This window comes from Paracoccus aerius, assembly GCF_014656455.1.
Lineage (GTDB): Bacteria > Pseudomonadota > Alphaproteobacteria > Rhodobacterales > Rhodobacteraceae > Paracoccus > Paracoccus aerius.
Genome location: NZ_BNCL01000017.1, coordinates 1 through 16832, shown reverse-complemented (window position 1 = coordinate 16832; position 16832 = coordinate 1). Strand labels below are relative to the sequence as shown.

Sequence of the window (16832 nt, the reverse complement as noted above, 5' to 3'; positions counted from 1 at the left end):
GATGACCAGGGCAAACGTCGATCCCACCCAGCCCGCGCTTCGGGCCGAGGGGCTGGGAAAGACCTATGGGGCAGTCACGGTCCTGTCCGATGTCACGCTGGACATCCTGCCGGGCGAGGTTCACGCCATCATCGGAGAGAACGGCGCGGGCAAGTCCACCCTGATGAAGCTGCTGTCGGGCCATGTCGCGCCGTCTGTCGGGCGCCTGCTGATGGGGGGATCCGCGGCAGAGTTTCCCGACGCCGCCGCGGCCGAGGCGGCGGGCGTGGTGCTGGTGCATCAGGAAATCCTGCTGGCCCCCGACCTGACCGTCGCGGAAAACCTGTTCCTGGGCCGCGAACTGACACGCGGGCCGATGGTGGACGACCGCGCCATGAACCGCCGCACGGCCGAGGTCCTGGCCTCGATCGGGGCGCATTGCCATCCGCGCGACCGCGTGGGCTCCCTGCCCCTGGCCCAGCGACAGCTGGTGCAGATCGCGCGGGCGCTGCTGGAGCCTCGCACCGTCGTGATCTTCGACGAACCCACTGCCGTTCTGGCCAATGACGAGGTTGCGGCCCTGCTGGACGTGGTGCGCGGCCTTCGGGCGCGGGGCGCTGCGGTTCTTTACATCTCGCACCGCCTGGACGAGGTGGAGGCTTTGGCCGACCGCGTGACCGTCCTGCGCGACGGCCGCATGATCGGCACCTGGCCCGCCGCCGGGCTGACGCAGCGCGCCATGGCCGACCTGATGGTGGGCCGGGAACTGGGCACGCTTTACCCGCCCAAGCGGACCCTGCCCGCAGTGGAACCCCAGCTTGTGATCGACGCCCTGTCCGTCGATCACGGCGCGGTCCAGGCCAGCCTGGCCCTGCGCCCCGGCGAGGTGTTGGGCATCGGGGGCATGATCGGTTCCGGCCGGACCGAGCTGTTCGAGGGGCTGATGGGTCTTCGCCCCTCGCAGGCTGCGCGGATCACGCTGGGCGGGCACGAGGTGACGCATCGCAGCGTGCGCGATTGGCAGGCGGCCGGGCTGGTCTACCTGACCGAAGATCGCAAGGGCAAAGGGCTGCTTCTGGACGAACCGCTTGCCACGAACCTGACCCTGCAGGCCCTGGACAGCGTGCATCCCGGCACGCGGCTTGACCATGCAGGGGAAGATCGCGCCCTGGACCGGGCGGTCGAGACCTATGACATCCGCGTGCGCAACCGCCACCTTTCGGCGGGCCAGCTTTCGGGCGGCAACCAGCAGAAGCTGCTTCTGGCCAAGGTGATGCTGACCGACCCGGCCGTTGTCATCATCGACGAACCGACGCGCGGCATCGACATCGGCAACAAGAGCCAGATCTATGATTTCATCGACCGGCTGGTGCGGGCGGGCAAGGCGGTGATCGTCATCTCGTCCGAACTGCCCGAACTGGTCGGCCTGTCGGACCGGGTCCTGGTGATGCGCGGGGGGCGCATCGTCGCGGAACTGACGGGGGACGCGATCACCGAACAGAACGTCGTCTACGCCGCGACCAGCGGCGAGGGACATGAAGCCGAGCCGCAGGGCCGTGCGGCACAGACATACGCCTGAACCGAAACGTCAGGGGGAGGAGACCCGGATGACAACCGTCACCACGGAGATTGCCGACGCGCCGCGTCGCATCCGCTGGGCCGATATGGGCCCCTTCATCGCATTGGCCCTGGTCGTGCTGATCGGCACGCTGATCAACACCAATTTCGCGACCGGCACCAATATCGCCAATGTCGTCACCCGGTCGGCCTTCATCGCCATCATCGCCGTGGGCGCCACCTTCGTCATCTCGTCGGGCTGCCTGGACCTGTCGGTCGGATCGATGATGGCCTTCGTGACGGGCGTCATGATCCTGACCATGAACCGGCTGGAACCCACGATGGGGGCCAATGCCATCCTTGTCGGCGCGGGCTTCGGGCTGATCGTCGGCGCCCTATGCGGCTTGCTGAACGGGCTGATCGTGACCGTGGGCAAGATCGAGCCCTTCATCGCCACGCTTGGCACGATGGGCATCTTCCGGGCGCTGATCACCTGGATGTCGGACGGCGGATCGATCCCGATCGAGCGGGCGCTGCGCGACCCCTATCGCCCCGTCTACTTCGGCAACGTGCTGGGGATCCCCCTGCCCGTGGTCGTCACGCTGGCGGTGGTTCTGGTCGGTGCCTTCATCCTGTATCGCACCAAGTACGGCCGTCGCTGCATGGCGGCGGGGTCCAATGCCGATGTCGCGCGGTTCTCGGGCGTGTCGGTGGCGCGGGTACGCACCACGGCCTTCGTGATCCAGGGGCTTTGCGTCGCGATCGCCGCGATCTGCTATATCCCCCGGCTTGGCGCGGCGACACCCACGACCGGACAGCTTTGGGAATTGCAGGTGATCACTGCAGTGGTGATCGGCGGCACGCTGCTGCGCGGCGGCAAGGGCCGCATCTGGGGCACGGTGGCCGGCGCCCTGATCCTCGAGGTGATCGCAAACCTCATGGTGCTGTCCAACATGGTGTCCGAATACCTGGTCGCGGCCGTCCAGGGGGTGATCATCATCCTGGCGATGCTGGCCCACCGTTTCATCAAATGAATGCCCGTCAAGAGGCACGAGTTTTTCACAAGGGAGGAGTGAACTATGACTAGAACCGCAAGACGCGCCCTGGGGCTGCTTTCTGCCGCAAGCCTGGTGGCCCTGACCGCAGGCGGGGCGATTGCCCAGGACAAGCGGACCATCGCCGTGTCGATCCCGGCCGCGACGCACGGCTGGACCGGGGGCGTGGTCTATCACGCCGAACAGGCCGAGAAAGAGATCGAGGCGGCCTTTCCGAACATCGACGTGATCGTCAAGACCTCGCCTTCCGCAACGGCCCAGGTGTCGGCCTTGGAGGATCTGTCGGCCGGGCAGACGCTGGACGCCCTGGTGATCCTGCCCTTCACCTCCGAGGAACTGACCGGCCCGGTCGAGCAGGTCAAGTCGAACGGCACCTATATTGCCGTCGTGGACCGGGGCCTGACCGACCCGACCATCCAGGATCTGTATGTGGCGGGCGACAACATCGCCGTGGGCGCGAACACCGCGAAATGGATGGCCGAGAAGCTGGGCGGCGAAGGCAAGATCGTCGTGCTGCGTGGCATCCCGACCGTCATCGACGACGAACGCATCCAGGGCTTCACCGACGTGATGAAGGACACCAACATCGAAATCCTGGACATCCAGTATGCCAACTGGAACCAGGACGAGGCCTTCAGCCTGATGCAGGACTATCTGGCCAAGTATCCCCATATCGACGCGGTCTGGGCCAATGACGACGACATGCTTCTGGGCGTGCTGGAAGCGGTCAAGCAATCGGGCCGGACCGAGATCAAGTATGCCCTGGGCGGCAACGGCATGAAGGACGTGATCGAGATGGTGAAGGCGGGCGATCCCGTCACCCCCATCTCGACGCCCTACCCTCCGTCGATGATCAAGTCGGCCATCTACATGACGGCCGCGCAGTTTTCCGGCCAGGCGCCGATGCGCGGCAACTTCAAGCTGGATGCGCCGCTGATCACGCCGGAAAACGCCGACCAGTTCTATTTCCCTGACAGCCCGTTCTGATGACTGTGCCGGAGGCCCAGCGGCCTCCGGCTTCGATTTGACACAAGGAGACCACGGATGAGTGGCAAGAAAATCCTCATGCTCTGCGGTGAGTTCACCGAGGAATATGAAATCTTCGTTTTCCAGCAAGGCATGGAGGCCGTCGGGCACACTGTCCATGTCGTCTGCCCCGACAAGAAGAAGGGCGAGATGATCCAGACCAGCCTGCACGACTTCGAGGGACACCAGACCTATATCGAGCGCTTCGGGCACCTGGCCGAGATCAACCAGACCTTCTCGGAAGTCGTGCTGGAAGATTATGACGCGGTTTACTGCGCCGGCGGCCGCGGTCCGGAATACATCCGCACCGACAAGCGCATCCAGGCCATGGTGCGCCATTTCCACGAGGCCGGAAAGCCGATCTTCACCATCTGCCACGGCGTGCAGATCCTGGTCGCCGTTGATGGCGTGATCCGCGGCAAGAAGGTCGCGGCACTTGGCGCCTGCGAGCCCGAGGTGATCCTGGCCGGCGGCACTTACATCGACGTCAAGCCGCACGAGGCCTATGTGGATGGCACGATGGTTTCGGCCAAGGGCTGGACCGGCCTGGCTGCCTTCATGCGGGAATGCCTGAAGGTCCTGGGAACCGAAATCCGCCACACCTGAGGCGGATCGACCGGCGGGCCGCGACGCCGTAGGCCACCGGGCCTGGTTGCCCGCGTTCAGTAATCCAAGCGGGTGGCAGGACAAAGGGTCCAGCCGCCCGTTCCTGTTTCGCCGCCCGATTCGCGCAACAACCTTGCTTCGCGGCCTGGTCGCCTGCGGGCGTGGCAGAAACGCCTCGAAAGGTTGGAGGCGTGCGTGTTGGAAGTGCTGTTTTGGTGGCGGACCTCGGGCCGGGCCACAAGAGCTCGGGTCATCCCCCCTGTCTTCCCATCCTCGGGCTGACGAACCGCAGCAGACGCTGTAGTGTTGTGTTCTTGGGCTTTGCGCCCTTCATCCCGGGAAGGGAGACCAGCATTGACGCAAGAGCGGGAAGACATGCTGCTGCGGCAGCAGAAGATCCTGGCGGATTTCGGCGACTTTGCGCTTCAGTCCGACGATCTGGACGACATCCTGACCGAAGCCTGCAGGCTGGTGAGCGAAGCGATGGGCACCGGCCGGGCGAAGGTTCTTGAGATCGAGGAGGATGGCAGGAAGCTGCTGGTCCGCGCCGGCGTCGGCTGGGCGCAGGATATCGTCGGCAGGACGCGGATCTCGATGAACAAGCATTCGTCCGAAAGCTTTTCCATCAACCAGCGAAAGCCGGTCATCAGCACCGACATCAGCCGGGAAGACCGCTTCGAGGTGCCCGGCTTCATGCGCGAAGCGGGCGTCAGGGCCTTGGCGAATGTCCCGATCTTCCTGCCAGGCGGCAGGGCCTTCGGGCTGCTGCAGGTGGATGCGTCCGAGCCGAGGGACTTCGCACAGGACGATATCCAGTTCCTGCGCACCTATGCCAGCATCCTGGGATCGGTTGTGGACCGCCTCCTCAAGCTGTCCGCGCTGCGCGCAAGCGAGGAGCGGTTCCGTTTCACGGTGGCGCAGGCATTGGACTACGCGATCTTCATCACCGACAACGACGACCGCATCACCGACTGGCTTCCGGGCGCGGCACGGGTTTTCGGCTGGACCGAGGAAGAGGCGGTCGGCCAACCCGGTGCCATTCTGTTCACGCCCGAGGACCGCAAGGCAGGCGTCGATGTCCAAGAGGTCGTTCAGGCCCGCGAAACCGGCTTCGCGCCCGATGTCAGGTGGCATCTGCGCAAGGATGGCTCTGGCGTGTTCATCGACGGCTCGGTGCGGCCCCTGCGGGATGGAAGGGGCCTGGTGACGGGCTATCTGAAGATCGGCCAGGATGTGACGCAAAAGCGGGAAGCGAACATTCTGCTGGAGGAAAGCGAGGAACGGCTTGAGGCGATTTTCGCAAGCGCCCCGGTCGGCCTTTCGGAACTTGACCTGGGCGGGCGCTTCCTGCGCGCCAACAGCGAATTGTGCCGGATCCTGGGCCGCTCGCGGGACGAATTGCTTGCCACGACGGTTCGGCAGGTGACGCATCCGGATGATGTCCGAGCAAGCCAGGAAGCCCTTGCCCAGGCGATCGCCAACGACCAGCCCGTCTCGATTGACAAGCGGTACCACAGGGCAAATGGCGAGGAAATCTGGGCCAGCAGCACCTTGACGGTTTTGCGCGACCGCGACGGACGCCCCAGCAGCCTGCTGGCGGTGACCGCCGACCTGACGGCCCGGCGCGAAGCAGAACGCGCGCTGCGCGACAGCGAGCAACGCTATCGCAACCTGTTCGAGTTGATGGACGAAGCCTATGCCGTGGTCGAGCCGCTGAAGGACCAGCACGGCGCATGGTCCGACTTTCGCTATATCGAGGTAAACGCGGCCTTCCTCAAGCACACGTCGATGCCCTGGCCGGTGGGAAAGACGATCACCGAACTGCTGGAAACCCCCAATCCCCGCTGGGCGCAGCTTTACGGGCAGGTCCTGGACAGCGGCCAGCCCATCTGGGTCGAGGAAACGGAGCCCAGGCTGGGGCGCACCTTCAACCTCAACGTCTTCAGCCTGGACAGGCCGCGAAACCGCGTCGCCGTCCTGTTCACCGACATCACCGAGCGGCGCGAGTCGGAAGAACGTCAAAAGGTCCTGATCGGCGAGTTGCATCACCGGACGCGCAACCTGATGACGGTGGTTCTGGCCTTGTCGGACATGACAGCGCGCAGCAGCACGGACCTGGACCATTTCCGGGTGCGGTTCCAAAGCCGGCTGGAAGCCCTTGCCCGTGTCCAGGGGCTGTTGTCCCGGCTGAGCGATCTGGACCGGGTGACCTTTGACGAGCTGATCCAGAACGAGCTGGAGGCGATGGGCGGCGACCCGGATCGCATCACCCTGGATGGGCCGTCCGGCATCCGCCTGCGCTCCTCGACCGTGCAGACCTTGGCGATGGCGCTGCACGAACTGGCAACCAATGCGGTCAAGTACGGCGCGCTTGGGCAGACCGGCGGCCGGCTGGCGGTCACTTGGTCGCTTGACGCCGATGATCATGCGGACACGCCGTGGCTGCATATCGACTGGCGCGAGACAGGCATTACGCTGCCGGCGGAGGGCGCGTCGTCCTGCGTCAAGGGCCAGGGGCGCGAGTTGATCGAACGCGCCCTGCCCTATCAGCTGAAGGCCAGGACGACTTATTCGCTGACGGACGACGGGGTGCATTGCACCATCGCCCTGCCCGTGTCCGCCAGTCCCGGAAAGGACCAGCAGCATGGCTGATCCGTCACTGCGCGGCCTGCGCATCCTGGTGATCGAGGACGAATACCTTCTGGCGAATGCCCTTGAAGGAAGGCTTCAGGATCTGGGCTGCGAGGTGCTGGGACCCGTCGGCAGCCTAGACGAGGCGCTTGCGCTGATCAGGTCCGAGGCCCCCTTCGACGGGGCCGTCGTCGACATCAACCTGGGCCGGGCCATGGCCTATCCCGCCGCCGACATGCTGATGGGGCATGGCATCCCCTTCCTGTTCACGACCGGCTATGACGATTCGATGATCCCTGACCGCTTCGGGTCGATCCTGCGCCTGAAGAAGCCCTTCGACATCGGCAGGATCGTCCAGGCCTTGGGACGCGCGCCCTGACCGGCGCAAGGCGCCTTCCTGCGCCGGCCCGGGCAGGTGCGGAAAGGCGGGCGGGATGAAACAAAACCCTCTCCAGACTGTTCCTTCCTGAGAACAGGAGAAGCATCATGTCACAGCGACTTCCCCCCGTCCCCCCGGCGAACCGCAGCAACAAGGGCCCCGGGGACACCGCAGGAACCAAGGCCAGCCAGGATGCCAACATCCCCGATCCGCATCAGCGGAACCTGGACGAGCAGGGGCGGCAGGGCAACATCAAGCAGAACACCACCAATCAGGGCCTTCAGCAGGACAGGTAGACCAATGTCCACATCGAAGAAAACCGAAGCCGCCAACCGCCATCACGGCGGTCCCGGCAGCAGCCATCAGCGCGAAGACCTGCCCGATCCGACCAAGGGCCGGGGACCGAAGCCCGGCGAGCCGACCAACGGCCCGGACTCGGATGTGTCGAGCGGCGGCGGGGTGCGCGACAGCCACCACACGCATAACCCCGTGACCAAGGGCGGCAACTAGCACCGGACAGTTGAACGGCCCGTCGCAAGGCGGGCCGTTTCCACTGGCGTGATCGTGCAGCCAGGCTGACGGATGGCAAAGGGCCATTCCTGCTTGCGGCAAGCCTGCGGATGCCGGGGCCAAGCCCGGCATCCGGATGACTTCTTACAGTCGGACGGTGGCCACATTGTCCTTGTAGCTTTCCTTGGGATCGCTGATCCCAAGCGCCACCATGGCCCCGGCGACGATGCTGGACGCGTCCAGCCAGATCTCGGCCTTCTGCAGATCGAAGCGAAGCAGGGCCAGCTTGGGGTCGTCCTTCCCATGTTCATACCAGGCGGCGACATGGCTGTTCCAAAGCCGTTCGACGACGGCGGGATCGGTATCCACGGTCAGGGACCCCTCGATCGACGCCCAGAGGTCATGCCCCTTGGACACGAAATGCGCCGCCGCGTCCTGCGAGCCTGCCCCCAGCTTCTCGACCAGGGCGTTGTCCTTGGAGGTGAAGAACCACAGCGGGCCGTGATCTCCTTCCTCGACTTGCGAGGTCATGGGGCGGGTATGGCCATGTTCGCCGCCAACCAGTCCCAGCATCACGGTCATGTCCGACCGCAGGGACTTCCAAAGGCGGGCTTTCAGTTCATCGGGTGTCGGCATCTCGGATCCTCCGGTTTCGGGTTCCGGGGCCAACGTGGCGACCATCCGAAGGTTCCGCCGGGCGTCCCGCGGCCCGGACGGGGCCTGTCCTGCACCCTAGTCCGATCCTTCGACGAATGCGGCCTCGGCGGCCGGATGCAGCGGCGCGGACAGCCCTGCGCTGCGCATCCCTTGGGGCGACAGGTTTTCCATGACCGAGGCCGAGACACCGACCGAAGGCAGGTTCGCGATGGTGTTGCGGACAAGGGCCGACACGATGTCGTCCGGCATCTCGGACCGCGTGACAAGCGTGGCGATGACGCCAAGGGACTGGGTCCGTCCCTTCCGCCCGTAAAGCGTGCCGGGGATCGAGGCATAGACGTAATCCCCCTCGGCCTCGATAAAGGCGCGGACCTCGGGGCCGGCGATGGTCACAAGCCGCGCGTCGCAATCCTGGACGGCCCGCCGCACGGATTCGTTCGGATGGCCCACGATCAGAACGGTTGCGTCGATCCGGCCTGCGCAGAGTTCTTCCAGGCCCGTGCCGGCCGACAGTTCCAGAAGCGCCAGAAAGTCGCTGCGGTCCAGACCCAGTGCGTCGAACAGGCGCATCGTCGTGGCCCGCCTACCCGACGCGGGCAGGCCGATATCGACCCGCTTCCCGACCAGGCCGCCCAGGCTGAGGATATTGGCGCCGGGTCGTGCCAGAACGGTCAGCGTTTCGGGATAGAACGACATGACGCTGCGCAGGCTGTCGAAGGGTGGACTTTCGGCGAACGGGCCTTCCGCCGTCAGGGCCATGCGCTGCACATCCGACTGGATCAGCGCGAAGTCCAGTTGCCGGTTCCGCAGGGCTTCAAGGTTGTAAATCGAACCGGGCGTCGCTTCGGGGCTGCAGCGCAGATCCTGTTCGATCCTGTTGGTCTCGGCGCACAATGCGGTTGCGGCTGCGTAATAGCCGCCGCTGACATCCCCCGATCCCACCGTGTAAAGCCGCAGATCCTGGGCCTGTGCAGCAAGGCCCGGGCCGATCAGCAAGGCAAGCATCAGGCGAAACATCGTCACCCCCGCAATCACTGCGCCCATTTGCGCATAGGGCCCATTTTGCGGCAAGTCCGCAAATTTCTCTCGCGGAAATCCGGGCCTGCGTTCACTATGGGCCTGTCACCATTGCGAGCCGATGATGCCGGATTTTGTCCATGACATCCCCCTGCGTGATCTTGCTACGTATTTCTCATTGGCAGCCGTTGCCTCGATCGTGGTGGGGATGCTTGTCCTCAAGCCGATCCTGCGGCTGCTGATCGGTTCGGGGCCAGACCTGAACGAGGCGATCAGCTATGGCACGGCGGGCTTCAACCTGTTCTACGGTTTGCTGCTGGGTCTTCTGACCGTGTCCGCCTACCAGAACAACGAACGCATATCGGAAGCCGTCCTCCAGGAAAGCACGGTTCTTGCCGCCCTGTATTCGGACGTGAATGCCTATCCCGAACCCGTCCGGTCCGAGACCAAGGCAATGATGCGCGATTACGTCCTGTTCACGCTTTACAAGGACTGGCCCGCCCATGCCCAGGGCAATTACCTGGACGGCGGCGCGAACCGCGTCAACGCGATGCGCCAGAAGCTTGCAACCTTCGAGCCCGCGACGGCGGGACAAGAGGTGCTGCACGCCCAGATGCTGGCCGCGTTCCAGGAATTCACCCGCGCGCGCCAGCTTCGCCTGAACGGCGTCTATACCCAGATCCCCAACGTCCTTTGGTATGCCGTTCTTGTGGGGGCGGCGATCAACATCCTGCTGATCGTGCTGTTGCGGATGCGGCCGGTGCGCCAGTTCGTTCTGGGCACGATCACCGCCTTTTTCCTGGGCGTCATCCTGTTCGTGATCGTGGCGCTTGACGATCCCCTTCGGGGCGAGGCGGCGATCCAGCCCGATCCGCTGAAGCGCCTGTGGGACCGGGTGATGATCTGGGACGAACCCTGAGGGAGGACGCGCATGGCCGATTTCACCATCCGCGAGGTCGAGGGGATGCGGCAGGTCCGCATCGAGATCGACAAGGAAACCATCCGCGCGCGCCGGGGGGCGCTGTCGACGATGCGCGGGGATATCTCGCTGACCCCCAGGCTGCCGTCCTTCGGGGACGTGTTCCGGTCAATGTTCACCAGCGAGGCGCGGATCCGGCCCTATTACAAGGGCAGCGGGTCGATCGTGCTGCAGCCGTCCTTGTCGGGATATCATATCCTGGACGTGCAGCCCGATGAAACCTGGATCCTGGAACCCGGCGTCTACTGGGCCTCGGAAGGGGACGTCAGCCTGGGGATGCGGCGCGAACGGTTCTGGCCCAGCCTGTGGTCCGGGGATGGCGGGCTTGTGTGGAAGACCACGCTTTGCAATGCCGGGCGGGTGGCCATCAACGCGCCCGGCCCGGTCGAGACGGTCGAGGTCACGGACAGCGAGTTACGCGTCCAGGGAAGGCTTGTGCTGGGACGGACGGACGGGTTGCGGTTCTATTCGCGCAACTCCTCGCCCTTCCCGCGCAACCTGATTTCCGGCCAGAAAAGGCTGCGCGTCTATAGCGGGACGGGAAAGGCGCTTGTCTGCTGGACGCCCTATTGGAACGAGCATCTTTACCGCAGGATGACCGGCGAAAGCATCGACGGGGCGTTGTTGGAATAACCTGCACCGCATCCGGGCCACGGCGCGGCGACCCCGGAAAAAAATGCGCCGCGCGAATATCCTTCGCACGGCGCATCAGGTGATTGGACTTGTGCCCTTCCGGCCGTCAGCGGCCCGACTGGCCGCCCGTGCCCGTCACGCTGGACGAGCCGGTGCCGGAACCGTCCTTGGACTTGTTCTGGCTGCCCCCGTCGCCGTCTTCGTCACCATGCCCCAGTTCCTTCCGGGCGGCAGCGGTGACCTGGCCTGCGGCTGACTTCGCCTCGTTCAGGCCGGCCGAGACCGCATTCTGAAGCTTGGACTTTTCTTCCTCGAAGATGCTTTCCGCTTCGTGGAAAAGCTGGTCGCTATATTGGCCCAGCAATTCGTCCTCTTGCCGGGTGCGCGGCAGCAGGCAGGCAAGGCCCGCGCCGATCGCCACGGCGGCGACGCCAAAGAACAGGGGTTCCTTGTCATAGCCCTTGGACACGGTGCGGCTGCTTTCGCGCAGGCGGCGGCTCGCGTCTTCGCGGGCGTCCAATGCGCGACGGCGGGCGTCATACACGCGGCGCCGTGCCTCCTCGCTGAACCCCTCGGTGCCCTCGCTCAGCCGGTCGTGAAGGCTGCTGGTCCCGTCGCTGATCCGGCTCCGCCATTGCTGAGCCTTCTGACGCAATCCATCGGTCATGCCGCTCCCTTCCTTAGAGTTGTGGCTGGAACTGCCAGCCGAGTTGTGCCAGGTGCCGCCGCCGCTTGTCTTCCAGCCCCCGTGCCCGGCCGATGCCGAGCCACTGGTTGCAACGCTGCCGGACCCAGATTCGAACCGGTCGGCAGTGCTGGCCGCAGTGCCGGTCGAGGTGCCGCTCGAGGTGCCGGCGTAATAGGGCTTTGACGGCCTGTCCCAGGTGCTGCCACGACGCTTGTCGTAATGATCCTTGGCGCTGTGGGTCGGATCGTAGCCGCGGCCAAAGATCATCCAGGCAAGCCCCACGCCCGTCAGCGCAAGCGCGACCGGATTGGACCGGGCGGCGTCGCTGGCGGAATTGGCCCATTCGGAACCGTTCTCGCGGAACTTGTCCGTCAGACGGCGGGCAAAGCCATCCAGCGACAATTCGTCCTGCAGGTCGTTCAGCGTCCGGCGGAGGGCATCGCGGTCTTCTTCGATCTCACGCTCGATGCGTTCAGGATTGTCAGCCTCATTTGTCATTGTATGCCCCCTTGATGGTCTGGGCGTCACGCTGCACGTTCTGAACGGTGCGCGACGGCATCAGCGCCTCGGGCTTCAGGTCGCTCATGCCCTTGCGCAGAAGGATATAGGCCAGTACCGCCAGCACGACGCCGACGATGACCGCGCTCCAGATCGGGCCGAGGTCGGTTTCGGCAAGGGCCGCCACCAGGGCCGCGACCAGCACGTTGATCGTGACGATCGCAATGACGGCGGCGGCGGCGATGAAGCCTACACCGACACCAGCCCGCTGGAGGTTCTGGCCAACCTCGGCCTTGGCCAGGGCGATCTCCTTTCGGACAAGATCGCCCGAAAGCCGAAGCGCCTCGGAGGCCAGGGATGCCGGGCCCTGCGGCCGGGCAGAATCGCCGTTGCGTCCCGTTTCGTTCGAGAAATCAGCCATTCCGACCTCCATCCCTGTCAGGGGCGGACGGATTCCGGTGGCTCTGGCTGCCCGAGGATCCGCTTGCGCCACCCTGCGATCCGGACGTGCCCGACAGATCGCCGCCGGCCTCGCTGCCGGTGCCGCTGCCGCCGATCCCTGATGAGCTGGCGGACGGGTTCGACCCGATGCTGGCCGTGGACGGCGTGGTCCCCGACCCGCTGCCGGTCATGCCGGTGCTGGCCGGTCCGGACCCGCTGATCCCGCCGGTGCCGGATCCGGAACTGGACGAACCATGGCCCAGGGAACTGCCGGACGTGCCGGACCCCGATGTTCCAAGCCCTGCGCCCGACTGGCCCATGTTCGATTGGCCCGACTGGCCTGCGCCGGTCAAGGTCCGGGCCTGGACGCCCGAAGTCCCCCCCGAACGGCCCGTCATGTTATCCTGGCGCGAATAGCTGCCGGGATAGTCTGATCCCTGCGACCTGCCGGAATAGCTGGCGCCGCCACTGCCATGCCCGCTGCTCGCCGGAGCGCTGGCCAGAAGAAAGCGTGCGGCCGCAAAGCCGCCAAGGGCACAAAGTCCAAGGAACGCACCCGGACGCTGGCGCGCAAAGCCGCGCACGCCCTCCACAAGGTCGGTCGTGTCCGAGGACTTGAGGTTCTGGGCAAAGCTGCCGACGCTGTCGGCGGCATAGTCGAAGATCTTGCCGATGCTGGAATCCGCGTCGATTTCGGATTTGGCAGATCGCAGGGCCGAGGCAAGCTGGTCGGCCTGGCCGGAAAGGCTGCCGCGGAAGCCTTCTTCCCGCTTGGAAGCCTCTTGCTTCAGGCTGTCAGCGACCTGGCTGACCTTCTCGCCAGCTTTTTCCTTAAGGCCGCCCAGGGTGGACTGGTCATTGCCCGTCGAAGTGTCGTGTTGATCTGAATTCATGGGAATCCTCCCGATATCTGAGACATCGTCGCCGAGGATACGGCGTTCGAACCTTGTCATGAGGAGACAACAACGCAGTTTCTCGATTGTTCCCTCGACGAACGGTTCAACATACCCGCGGAACCAATAGCCGCGTCCCGGACGTTCAACCCGAGCGGGGAAATCGCCTTGCCGCACGGGGAAATGCGCGGGGAGATCTGCGCCCTGCCCAACGCCGCACCGGCCCATCAGGAACCGTCCTTACAAGGAACACGCCATGTCAAACCAGGATCGCAGCGTTTCCCGCAACGACCCGGACGATAGCGCGGAAACGCCAGGCCGCATCCCTGCAGGCGGATGGAAGCAGATCCTGTGGCGGGTAAAGGACGAGATTTCGCGCGACCATATCTCGGTCGTCGCGGCGGGTATCGCCTTTTATGCGCTGCTGTCGATCTTTCCCGCCATCGCGGCCCTTGTGTCCATCGCAGGGCTGGTGGTGGATCCCGCAGACATCGCGGGACAGTTGCAGACGGCCGTCGGGATGCTGCCGCCCGAGGCAGCCTCGATCCTGCAGGACCAGGTGACAAAGGTCACAAGCGGCAGCCAGGCCGGGACCGGGATCGTGGCGGTGTTCGGCGTGCTGGTGGCGCTTTACGGCGCGATGAAGGGCGTGATGACCCTGATCGAGGGGCTGAACATCGCCTATGACGAAACCGAGACGCGCGGCATGGTCAGGCTTTACCTGACCGCCTTCGCGATCACGGTGGGCGCCATCCTTGGCACGGCGGCAGGCATTGCCCTGATGGTCCTGCTGCCGTCGCTGGTGGCCCTGGCCCATCTGCCTCCGGTCTTCGAGACCGCCGTCAGCCTGTTGCGGTGGCCCATGATGGCGGCCCTGGCGATGCTGGCGCTTGCCGCGCTCTATCGCTTCGGGCCTTCGCGATCCGAGCCGAAATGGCGTTGGGTCAGCGTCGGTGCGGTCGTGGCCACGGCCCTGTGGCTGGCCGGCACCGTCGGCTTCTCGATCTATGTGCAGAACTTCGGCAGCTATACCGAAACCTATGGGGCGCTTGGGGGGGTCATCGTGCTGCTGACCTGGATGTGGCTTTCGGCCTTTGTCATCCTGGCAGGTGCAGAACTGAACGCGGAAACCGAACAACAGACCGCGCAGGACACCACCACCGGAGCCCCCGAACCGATGGGTGCGCGCGGCGCGGTCAAGGCCGACACCCCGCCGCCCGGAGATGCAGGTTCGGCGGGCGAAAGCCGGAATGGAAGAAGCCGGTCAGGGCGCAGGTCGGGCAGACCCGCGCACAGTTCCTCGAGAACCGATCTTTCCCTGGCGATGCTGCTGCTGGGCAGCGCGACGCTGAAACTGCTGCAAAGGAAAAGATAGCCGCGTCGGCCAGGCCGCCAACAGGCGCAGGCTTGGTAATGAACGGACGCGGCGCAAGGGCGCCGCGTCCTGGTACCGTCACGCCACCAGCTTCTTGCCGTTCTGGGCATGGCGCTGCGCAAGCTTTCGCGCCATGCGGCCCGACAGCATCTTGCGCGCCGCCGGACGAACGGCATCCTCCGCCAGTTCCGGGAAAAGCCCCAGGATCTCGGCCCGTGCCTCGGCCGGGATCGATTTCAGCGCCTCATCCCCGGTGTAGAGAGACTCGGTTTCCGCGCCGTTCGAAATGACGATCTGGTGTGCATCGAACAGGAAGTGGACATAGGTGACCGTCGCAAGGTCCTCGGCGATGTCTATGCCTTCGGTCACCACCAGTTGCTTTGCCGCGACCAGAACCTCGCGCGTGCCGAACATCCGTTCGGCAATCTTGGAACGTGCCAGGACGCGGTGCTGCGGCGAGACGATCAGGTCGGCATCGGGCAGGCCGCCGCCCAGGGCGCCCTGGCGGATCCTGATTGGCCGGAAGGCCGGATTCGCCGCCAGGTCCGAAGCGGTCAAGGTCCGGTGCCCCACCCAGCGGATCGGCTGATAGCCGTCGTCGCGGGTCAGGACCAGGTCGCCCACCTTCAACGAACCGGCCGGAACGGGTCCGTCGGCCGTCTCGATCATCGCATCTGCCCCGAAGCAGACCACGCCGGTCGTCTCGTCCGTCAGGGCGGCCGCGGAAACCGCCGTCCCGCCGTTCTGGATCGTCAGCGTGAAGTTTTCCGGCAGGCCGTTGGCCGTCCGAAGGCTGTTCAACACGCCGTCGTCTTCCTGGTCGGCCTTAAGCCAGCCCAGGACCGACCTGTAGGGCTGCAGGCCGTTCGCCCCCCGCTGCGCATTGATGATGTCAAGATTGGCCTGGTTGTAGAAGCGGCTCAGGTCAAGGCGGTCGTTGTTGGTCGGGTCGCCATCGGTCCCGGATCCGGCATTGCCGGAACTGAAGTCCGTGATGATGTCGCCCGAGGACACGATGAAGGTGTCGCTGCCGGCGCCGCCGGTCAGCGTGTTCGCCCCCGGACCGCCGTCAAGGAAATCGTCGCCATCGCCGCCCAGCAGGATGTCGTTGCCGGCGCCGCCCAGCAGACTGTCATCGCCGGCCCCGCCCCGCAGCAGGTCGTTGTCGGCCCCGCCCAGAAGGGTGTCGTTGCCCGCACCGCCATCGACCGTGTCGGCGCCAGAGCCGCCATCAACATAATCCGCGCCGTCGCCCGCTTCGACGCTGTCGTTCCCGTCCCCGGCCACGACGCTGTCATTTCCCCCGCCCGTCAGCAGGGTGTCGTCGCCATCGCCGCCGCTGACGGTTTCCGCGCCAAGGCCGCCGACAAAGCTGTCATTGCCCGCTCCGGTCACGAAGCTGGCCCCGCCGGTGTTTGCGGCCGCGTTGATGCTGTCGGCACCAGCCCCGGTCTCGATCGTCTCGATGGTGTTGAAGCTGGCGGTCCCGCCGCTGCTGGCGAAGGTCCCGGCCCCGTTCGAGAAGGTCACGGTTGCCGGCTGCGCGCCCGCCAGACCGCCACCGCTGAGCGTGTCGGCACCCTCGCCGCCCGTGATCGTGTCGTTGCCGTGGCTGGCGCCAAGGGCGATGCGATCGTCACCCAGACCCGCATCGATGGTATCCGCGCCCGCGCCGCCGTCGATGACGTCGCCGTCGGCCCCGGCATTGATCGTCTCGGCTGCCGATCCGCCCGTGATCGTGTCGCTGCCCGCGCCCGTGGTGAACACGGCGCCGGCCACGGTGTTCAGGCTGGCATCGATGCTGTCCGCGCCCGCGCCGGTGGTTACGGCCTCGATCGTGTTGAAGCTGGCGGTGCTGCCGCCATTGGCGAAGGTGCCGGTGCCGCCGTTGAACACCACCGTCGAGGC

Annotated in this window: 17 protein-coding genes; 11 read left to right on the top strand and 6 right to left on the bottom strand. The window is 65.5% G+C overall.

Annotated features, from left to right (window positions below; translation table 11 throughout):
• Nucleotide 1: 1 nt before the first annotated feature.
• From IE224_RS16180 to IE224_RS16145, 8 genes are all read left to right on the top strand, one after another.
• The gene (locus tag IE224_RS16180; protein ID WP_202380221.1) at nt 2-1558 is read left to right on the top strand and encodes a sugar ABC transporter ATP-binding protein; all 1557 of its coding nucleotides are present in this window, start codon (nt 2-4) and stop codon (nt 1556-1558) included.
• Nucleotides 1559-1586: 28 nt separating this feature from the next.
• Nucleotides 1587-2570, top strand: coding sequence for an ABC transporter permease (locus tag IE224_RS16175; RefSeq protein ID WP_167621420.1), 984 nt, complete (start codon nt 1587-1589; stop codon nt 2568-2570).
• A 45-nt stretch (nt 2571-2615) separates the two neighbouring features.
• Nucleotides 2616-3578 (top strand): substrate-binding domain-containing protein, encoded by a 963-nt coding sequence (locus IE224_RS16170; RefSeq protein WP_167621419.1) that lies wholly within the window; start codon nt 2616-2618, stop codon nt 3576-3578.
• Between the two features lie 57 nt (nt 3579-3635).
• Nucleotides 3636-4223: a DJ-1/PfpI family protein gene (locus IE224_RS16165; protein ID WP_167621418.1), complete on the top strand. Its 588-nt coding sequence runs from the start codon at nt 3636-3638 to the stop codon at nt 4221-4223.
• 354 nt (nt 4224-4577) lie between these two features.
• The gene (locus tag IE224_RS16160; protein ID WP_191311854.1) at nt 4578-6875 is read left to right on the top strand and encodes a PAS domain S-box protein; all 2298 of its coding nucleotides are present in this window, start codon (nt 4578-4580) and stop codon (nt 6873-6875) included.
• Entirely contained in the window at nt 6868-7233 is a 366-nt protein-coding gene (locus IE224_RS16155; RefSeq protein WP_191311852.1) for a response regulator, read from the top strand. Before IE224_RS16160 ends, IE224_RS16155 begins: the two co-directional genes overlap by 8 nt.
• A 107-nt stretch (nt 7234-7340) precedes the next feature.
• Nucleotides 7341-7529 (top strand): hypothetical protein, encoded by a 189-nt coding sequence (locus IE224_RS16150; protein ID WP_167621415.1) that lies wholly within the window; start codon nt 7341-7343, stop codon nt 7527-7529.
• A gap of 4 nt (nt 7530-7533) precedes the next feature.
• Nucleotides 7534-7743 carry a hypothetical protein gene (locus IE224_RS16145; protein WP_167621414.1) on the top strand — a complete coding sequence of 70 codons (210 nt, stop codon included), beginning with the start codon at nt 7534-7536 and terminating at the stop codon, nt 7741-7743.
• Nucleotides 7744-7887: 144 nt separating this feature from the next.
• Here the strand turns inward: IE224_RS16145 and IE224_RS16140 are convergent, their stop codons facing one another.
• Complete coding sequence (locus IE224_RS16140; protein ID WP_167621413.1) at nt 7888-8379, bottom strand: pyridoxamine 5'-phosphate oxidase family protein; 492 nt, start codon at nt 8377-8379, stop codon at nt 7888-7890.
• Nucleotides 8380-8475: 96 nt separating this feature from the next.
• Nucleotides 8476-9417 (bottom strand): TAXI family TRAP transporter solute-binding subunit, encoded by a 942-nt coding sequence (locus IE224_RS16135; protein WP_167621412.1) that lies wholly within the window; start codon nt 9415-9417, stop codon nt 8476-8478.
• Between the two features lie 121 nt (nt 9418-9538).
• On the opposite strand from IE224_RS16135, the gene IE224_RS16130 reads away from it, so the two are divergent.
• Entirely contained in the window at nt 9539-10336 is a 798-nt protein-coding gene (locus IE224_RS16130; RefSeq protein ID WP_167621411.1) for a bestrophin-like domain, read from the top strand.
• 12 nt (nt 10337-10348) lie between these two features.
• On the top strand, nt 10349-11029 hold the full coding sequence (locus IE224_RS16125) for an AIM24 family protein (RefSeq protein ID WP_191311850.1): 681 nt from the start codon (nt 10349-10351) through the stop codon (nt 11027-11029).
• Nucleotides 11030-11135: 106 nt separating this feature from the next.
• Here IE224_RS16125 and IE224_RS16120 read toward each other — a convergent pair whose 3' ends face one another.
• Genes IE224_RS16120 through IE224_RS16110 form a run of 3 tightly spaced genes read right to left on the bottom strand, consistent with a single transcriptional unit; the run spans nt 11136 to nt 13549 of the window.
• Nucleotides 11136-12215: a DUF3618 domain-containing protein gene (locus IE224_RS16120; RefSeq protein WP_191311847.1), complete on the bottom strand. Its 1080-nt coding sequence runs from the start codon at nt 12213-12215 to the stop codon at nt 11136-11138.
• On the bottom strand, nt 12205-12636 hold the full coding sequence (locus IE224_RS16115) for a phage holin family protein (protein ID WP_191311845.1): 432 nt from the start codon (nt 12634-12636) through the stop codon (nt 12205-12207). Before IE224_RS16115 ends, IE224_RS16120 begins: the two co-directional genes overlap by 11 nt.
• Nucleotides 12629-13549: a hypothetical protein gene (locus IE224_RS16110; RefSeq protein WP_191311844.1), complete on the bottom strand. Its 921-nt coding sequence runs from the start codon at nt 13547-13549 to the stop codon at nt 12629-12631. Before IE224_RS16110 ends, IE224_RS16115 begins: the two co-directional genes overlap by 8 nt.
• 256 nt (nt 13550-13805) lie before the next feature.
• Between IE224_RS16110 and IE224_RS16105 the strand changes: the two genes are divergently transcribed.
• Nucleotides 13806-14924, top strand: coding sequence for a YihY/virulence factor BrkB family protein (locus IE224_RS16105; protein WP_191311842.1), 1119 nt, complete (start codon nt 13806-13808; stop codon nt 14922-14924).
• 78 nt (nt 14925-15002) lie between these two features.
• Here the strand turns inward: IE224_RS16105 and IE224_RS16100 are convergent.
• On the bottom strand, nt 15003-16832 hold a 1830-nt coding region (locus IE224_RS16100), incomplete at its 5' end, for a Hint domain-containing protein (RefSeq protein WP_191311840.1).

Bases quoted from the DNA above. Each gene is read 5' to 3' on its own strand.
- IE224_RS16180 (WP_202380221.1), top strand. From the start codon at position 2: ATGACCAGGGCAAACGTCGATCCCACCCAGCCCGCGCTTCGGGCCGAG.
- IE224_RS16175 (WP_167621420.1), top strand. From the start codon at position 1,587: ATGACAACCGTCACCACGGAGATTGCCGACGCGCCGCGTCGCATCCGC.
- IE224_RS16170 (WP_167621419.1), top strand. From the start codon at position 2,616: ATGACTAGAACCGCAAGACGCGCCCTGGGGCTGCTTTCTGCCGCAAGC.
- IE224_RS16165 (WP_167621418.1), top strand. From the start codon at position 3,636: ATGAGTGGCAAGAAAATCCTCATGCTCTGCGGTGAGTTCACCGAGGAA.
- IE224_RS16155 (WP_191311852.1), top strand. From the start codon at position 6,868: ATGGCTGATCCGTCACTGCGCGGCCTGCGCATCCTGGTGATCGAGGAC.
- IE224_RS16150 (WP_167621415.1), top strand. From the start codon at position 7,341: ATGTCACAGCGACTTCCCCCCGTCCCCCCGGCGAACCGCAGCAACAAG.
- IE224_RS16145 (WP_167621414.1), top strand. From the start codon at position 7,534: ATGTCCACATCGAAGAAAACCGAAGCCGCCAACCGCCATCACGGCGGT.
- IE224_RS16140 (WP_167621413.1), bottom strand. From the start codon at position 8,379: ATGCCGACACCCGATGAACTGAAAGCCCGCCTTTGGAAGTCCCTGCGG.
- IE224_RS16135 (WP_167621412.1), bottom strand. From the start codon at position 9,417: ATGTTTCGCCTGATGCTTGCCTTGCTGATCGGCCCGGGCCTTGCTGCA.
- IE224_RS16130 (WP_167621411.1), top strand. From the start codon at position 9,539: ATGATGCCGGATTTTGTCCATGACATCCCCCTGCGTGATCTTGCTACG.
- IE224_RS16125 (WP_191311850.1), top strand. From the start codon at position 10,349: ATGGCCGATTTCACCATCCGCGAGGTCGAGGGGATGCGGCAGGTCCGC.
- IE224_RS16120 (WP_191311847.1), bottom strand. From the start codon at position 12,215: ATGACAAATGAGGCTGACAATCCTGAACGCATCGAGCGTGAGATCGAA.
- IE224_RS16115 (WP_191311845.1), bottom strand. From the start codon at position 12,636: ATGGCTGATTTCTCGAACGAAACGGGACGCAACGGCGATTCTGCCCGG.
- IE224_RS16110 (WP_191311844.1), bottom strand. From the start codon at position 13,549: ATGAATTCAGATCAACACGACACTTCGACGGGCAATGACCAGTCCACC.
- IE224_RS16105 (WP_191311842.1), top strand. From the start codon at position 13,806: ATGTCAAACCAGGATCGCAGCGTTTCCCGCAACGACCCGGACGATAGC.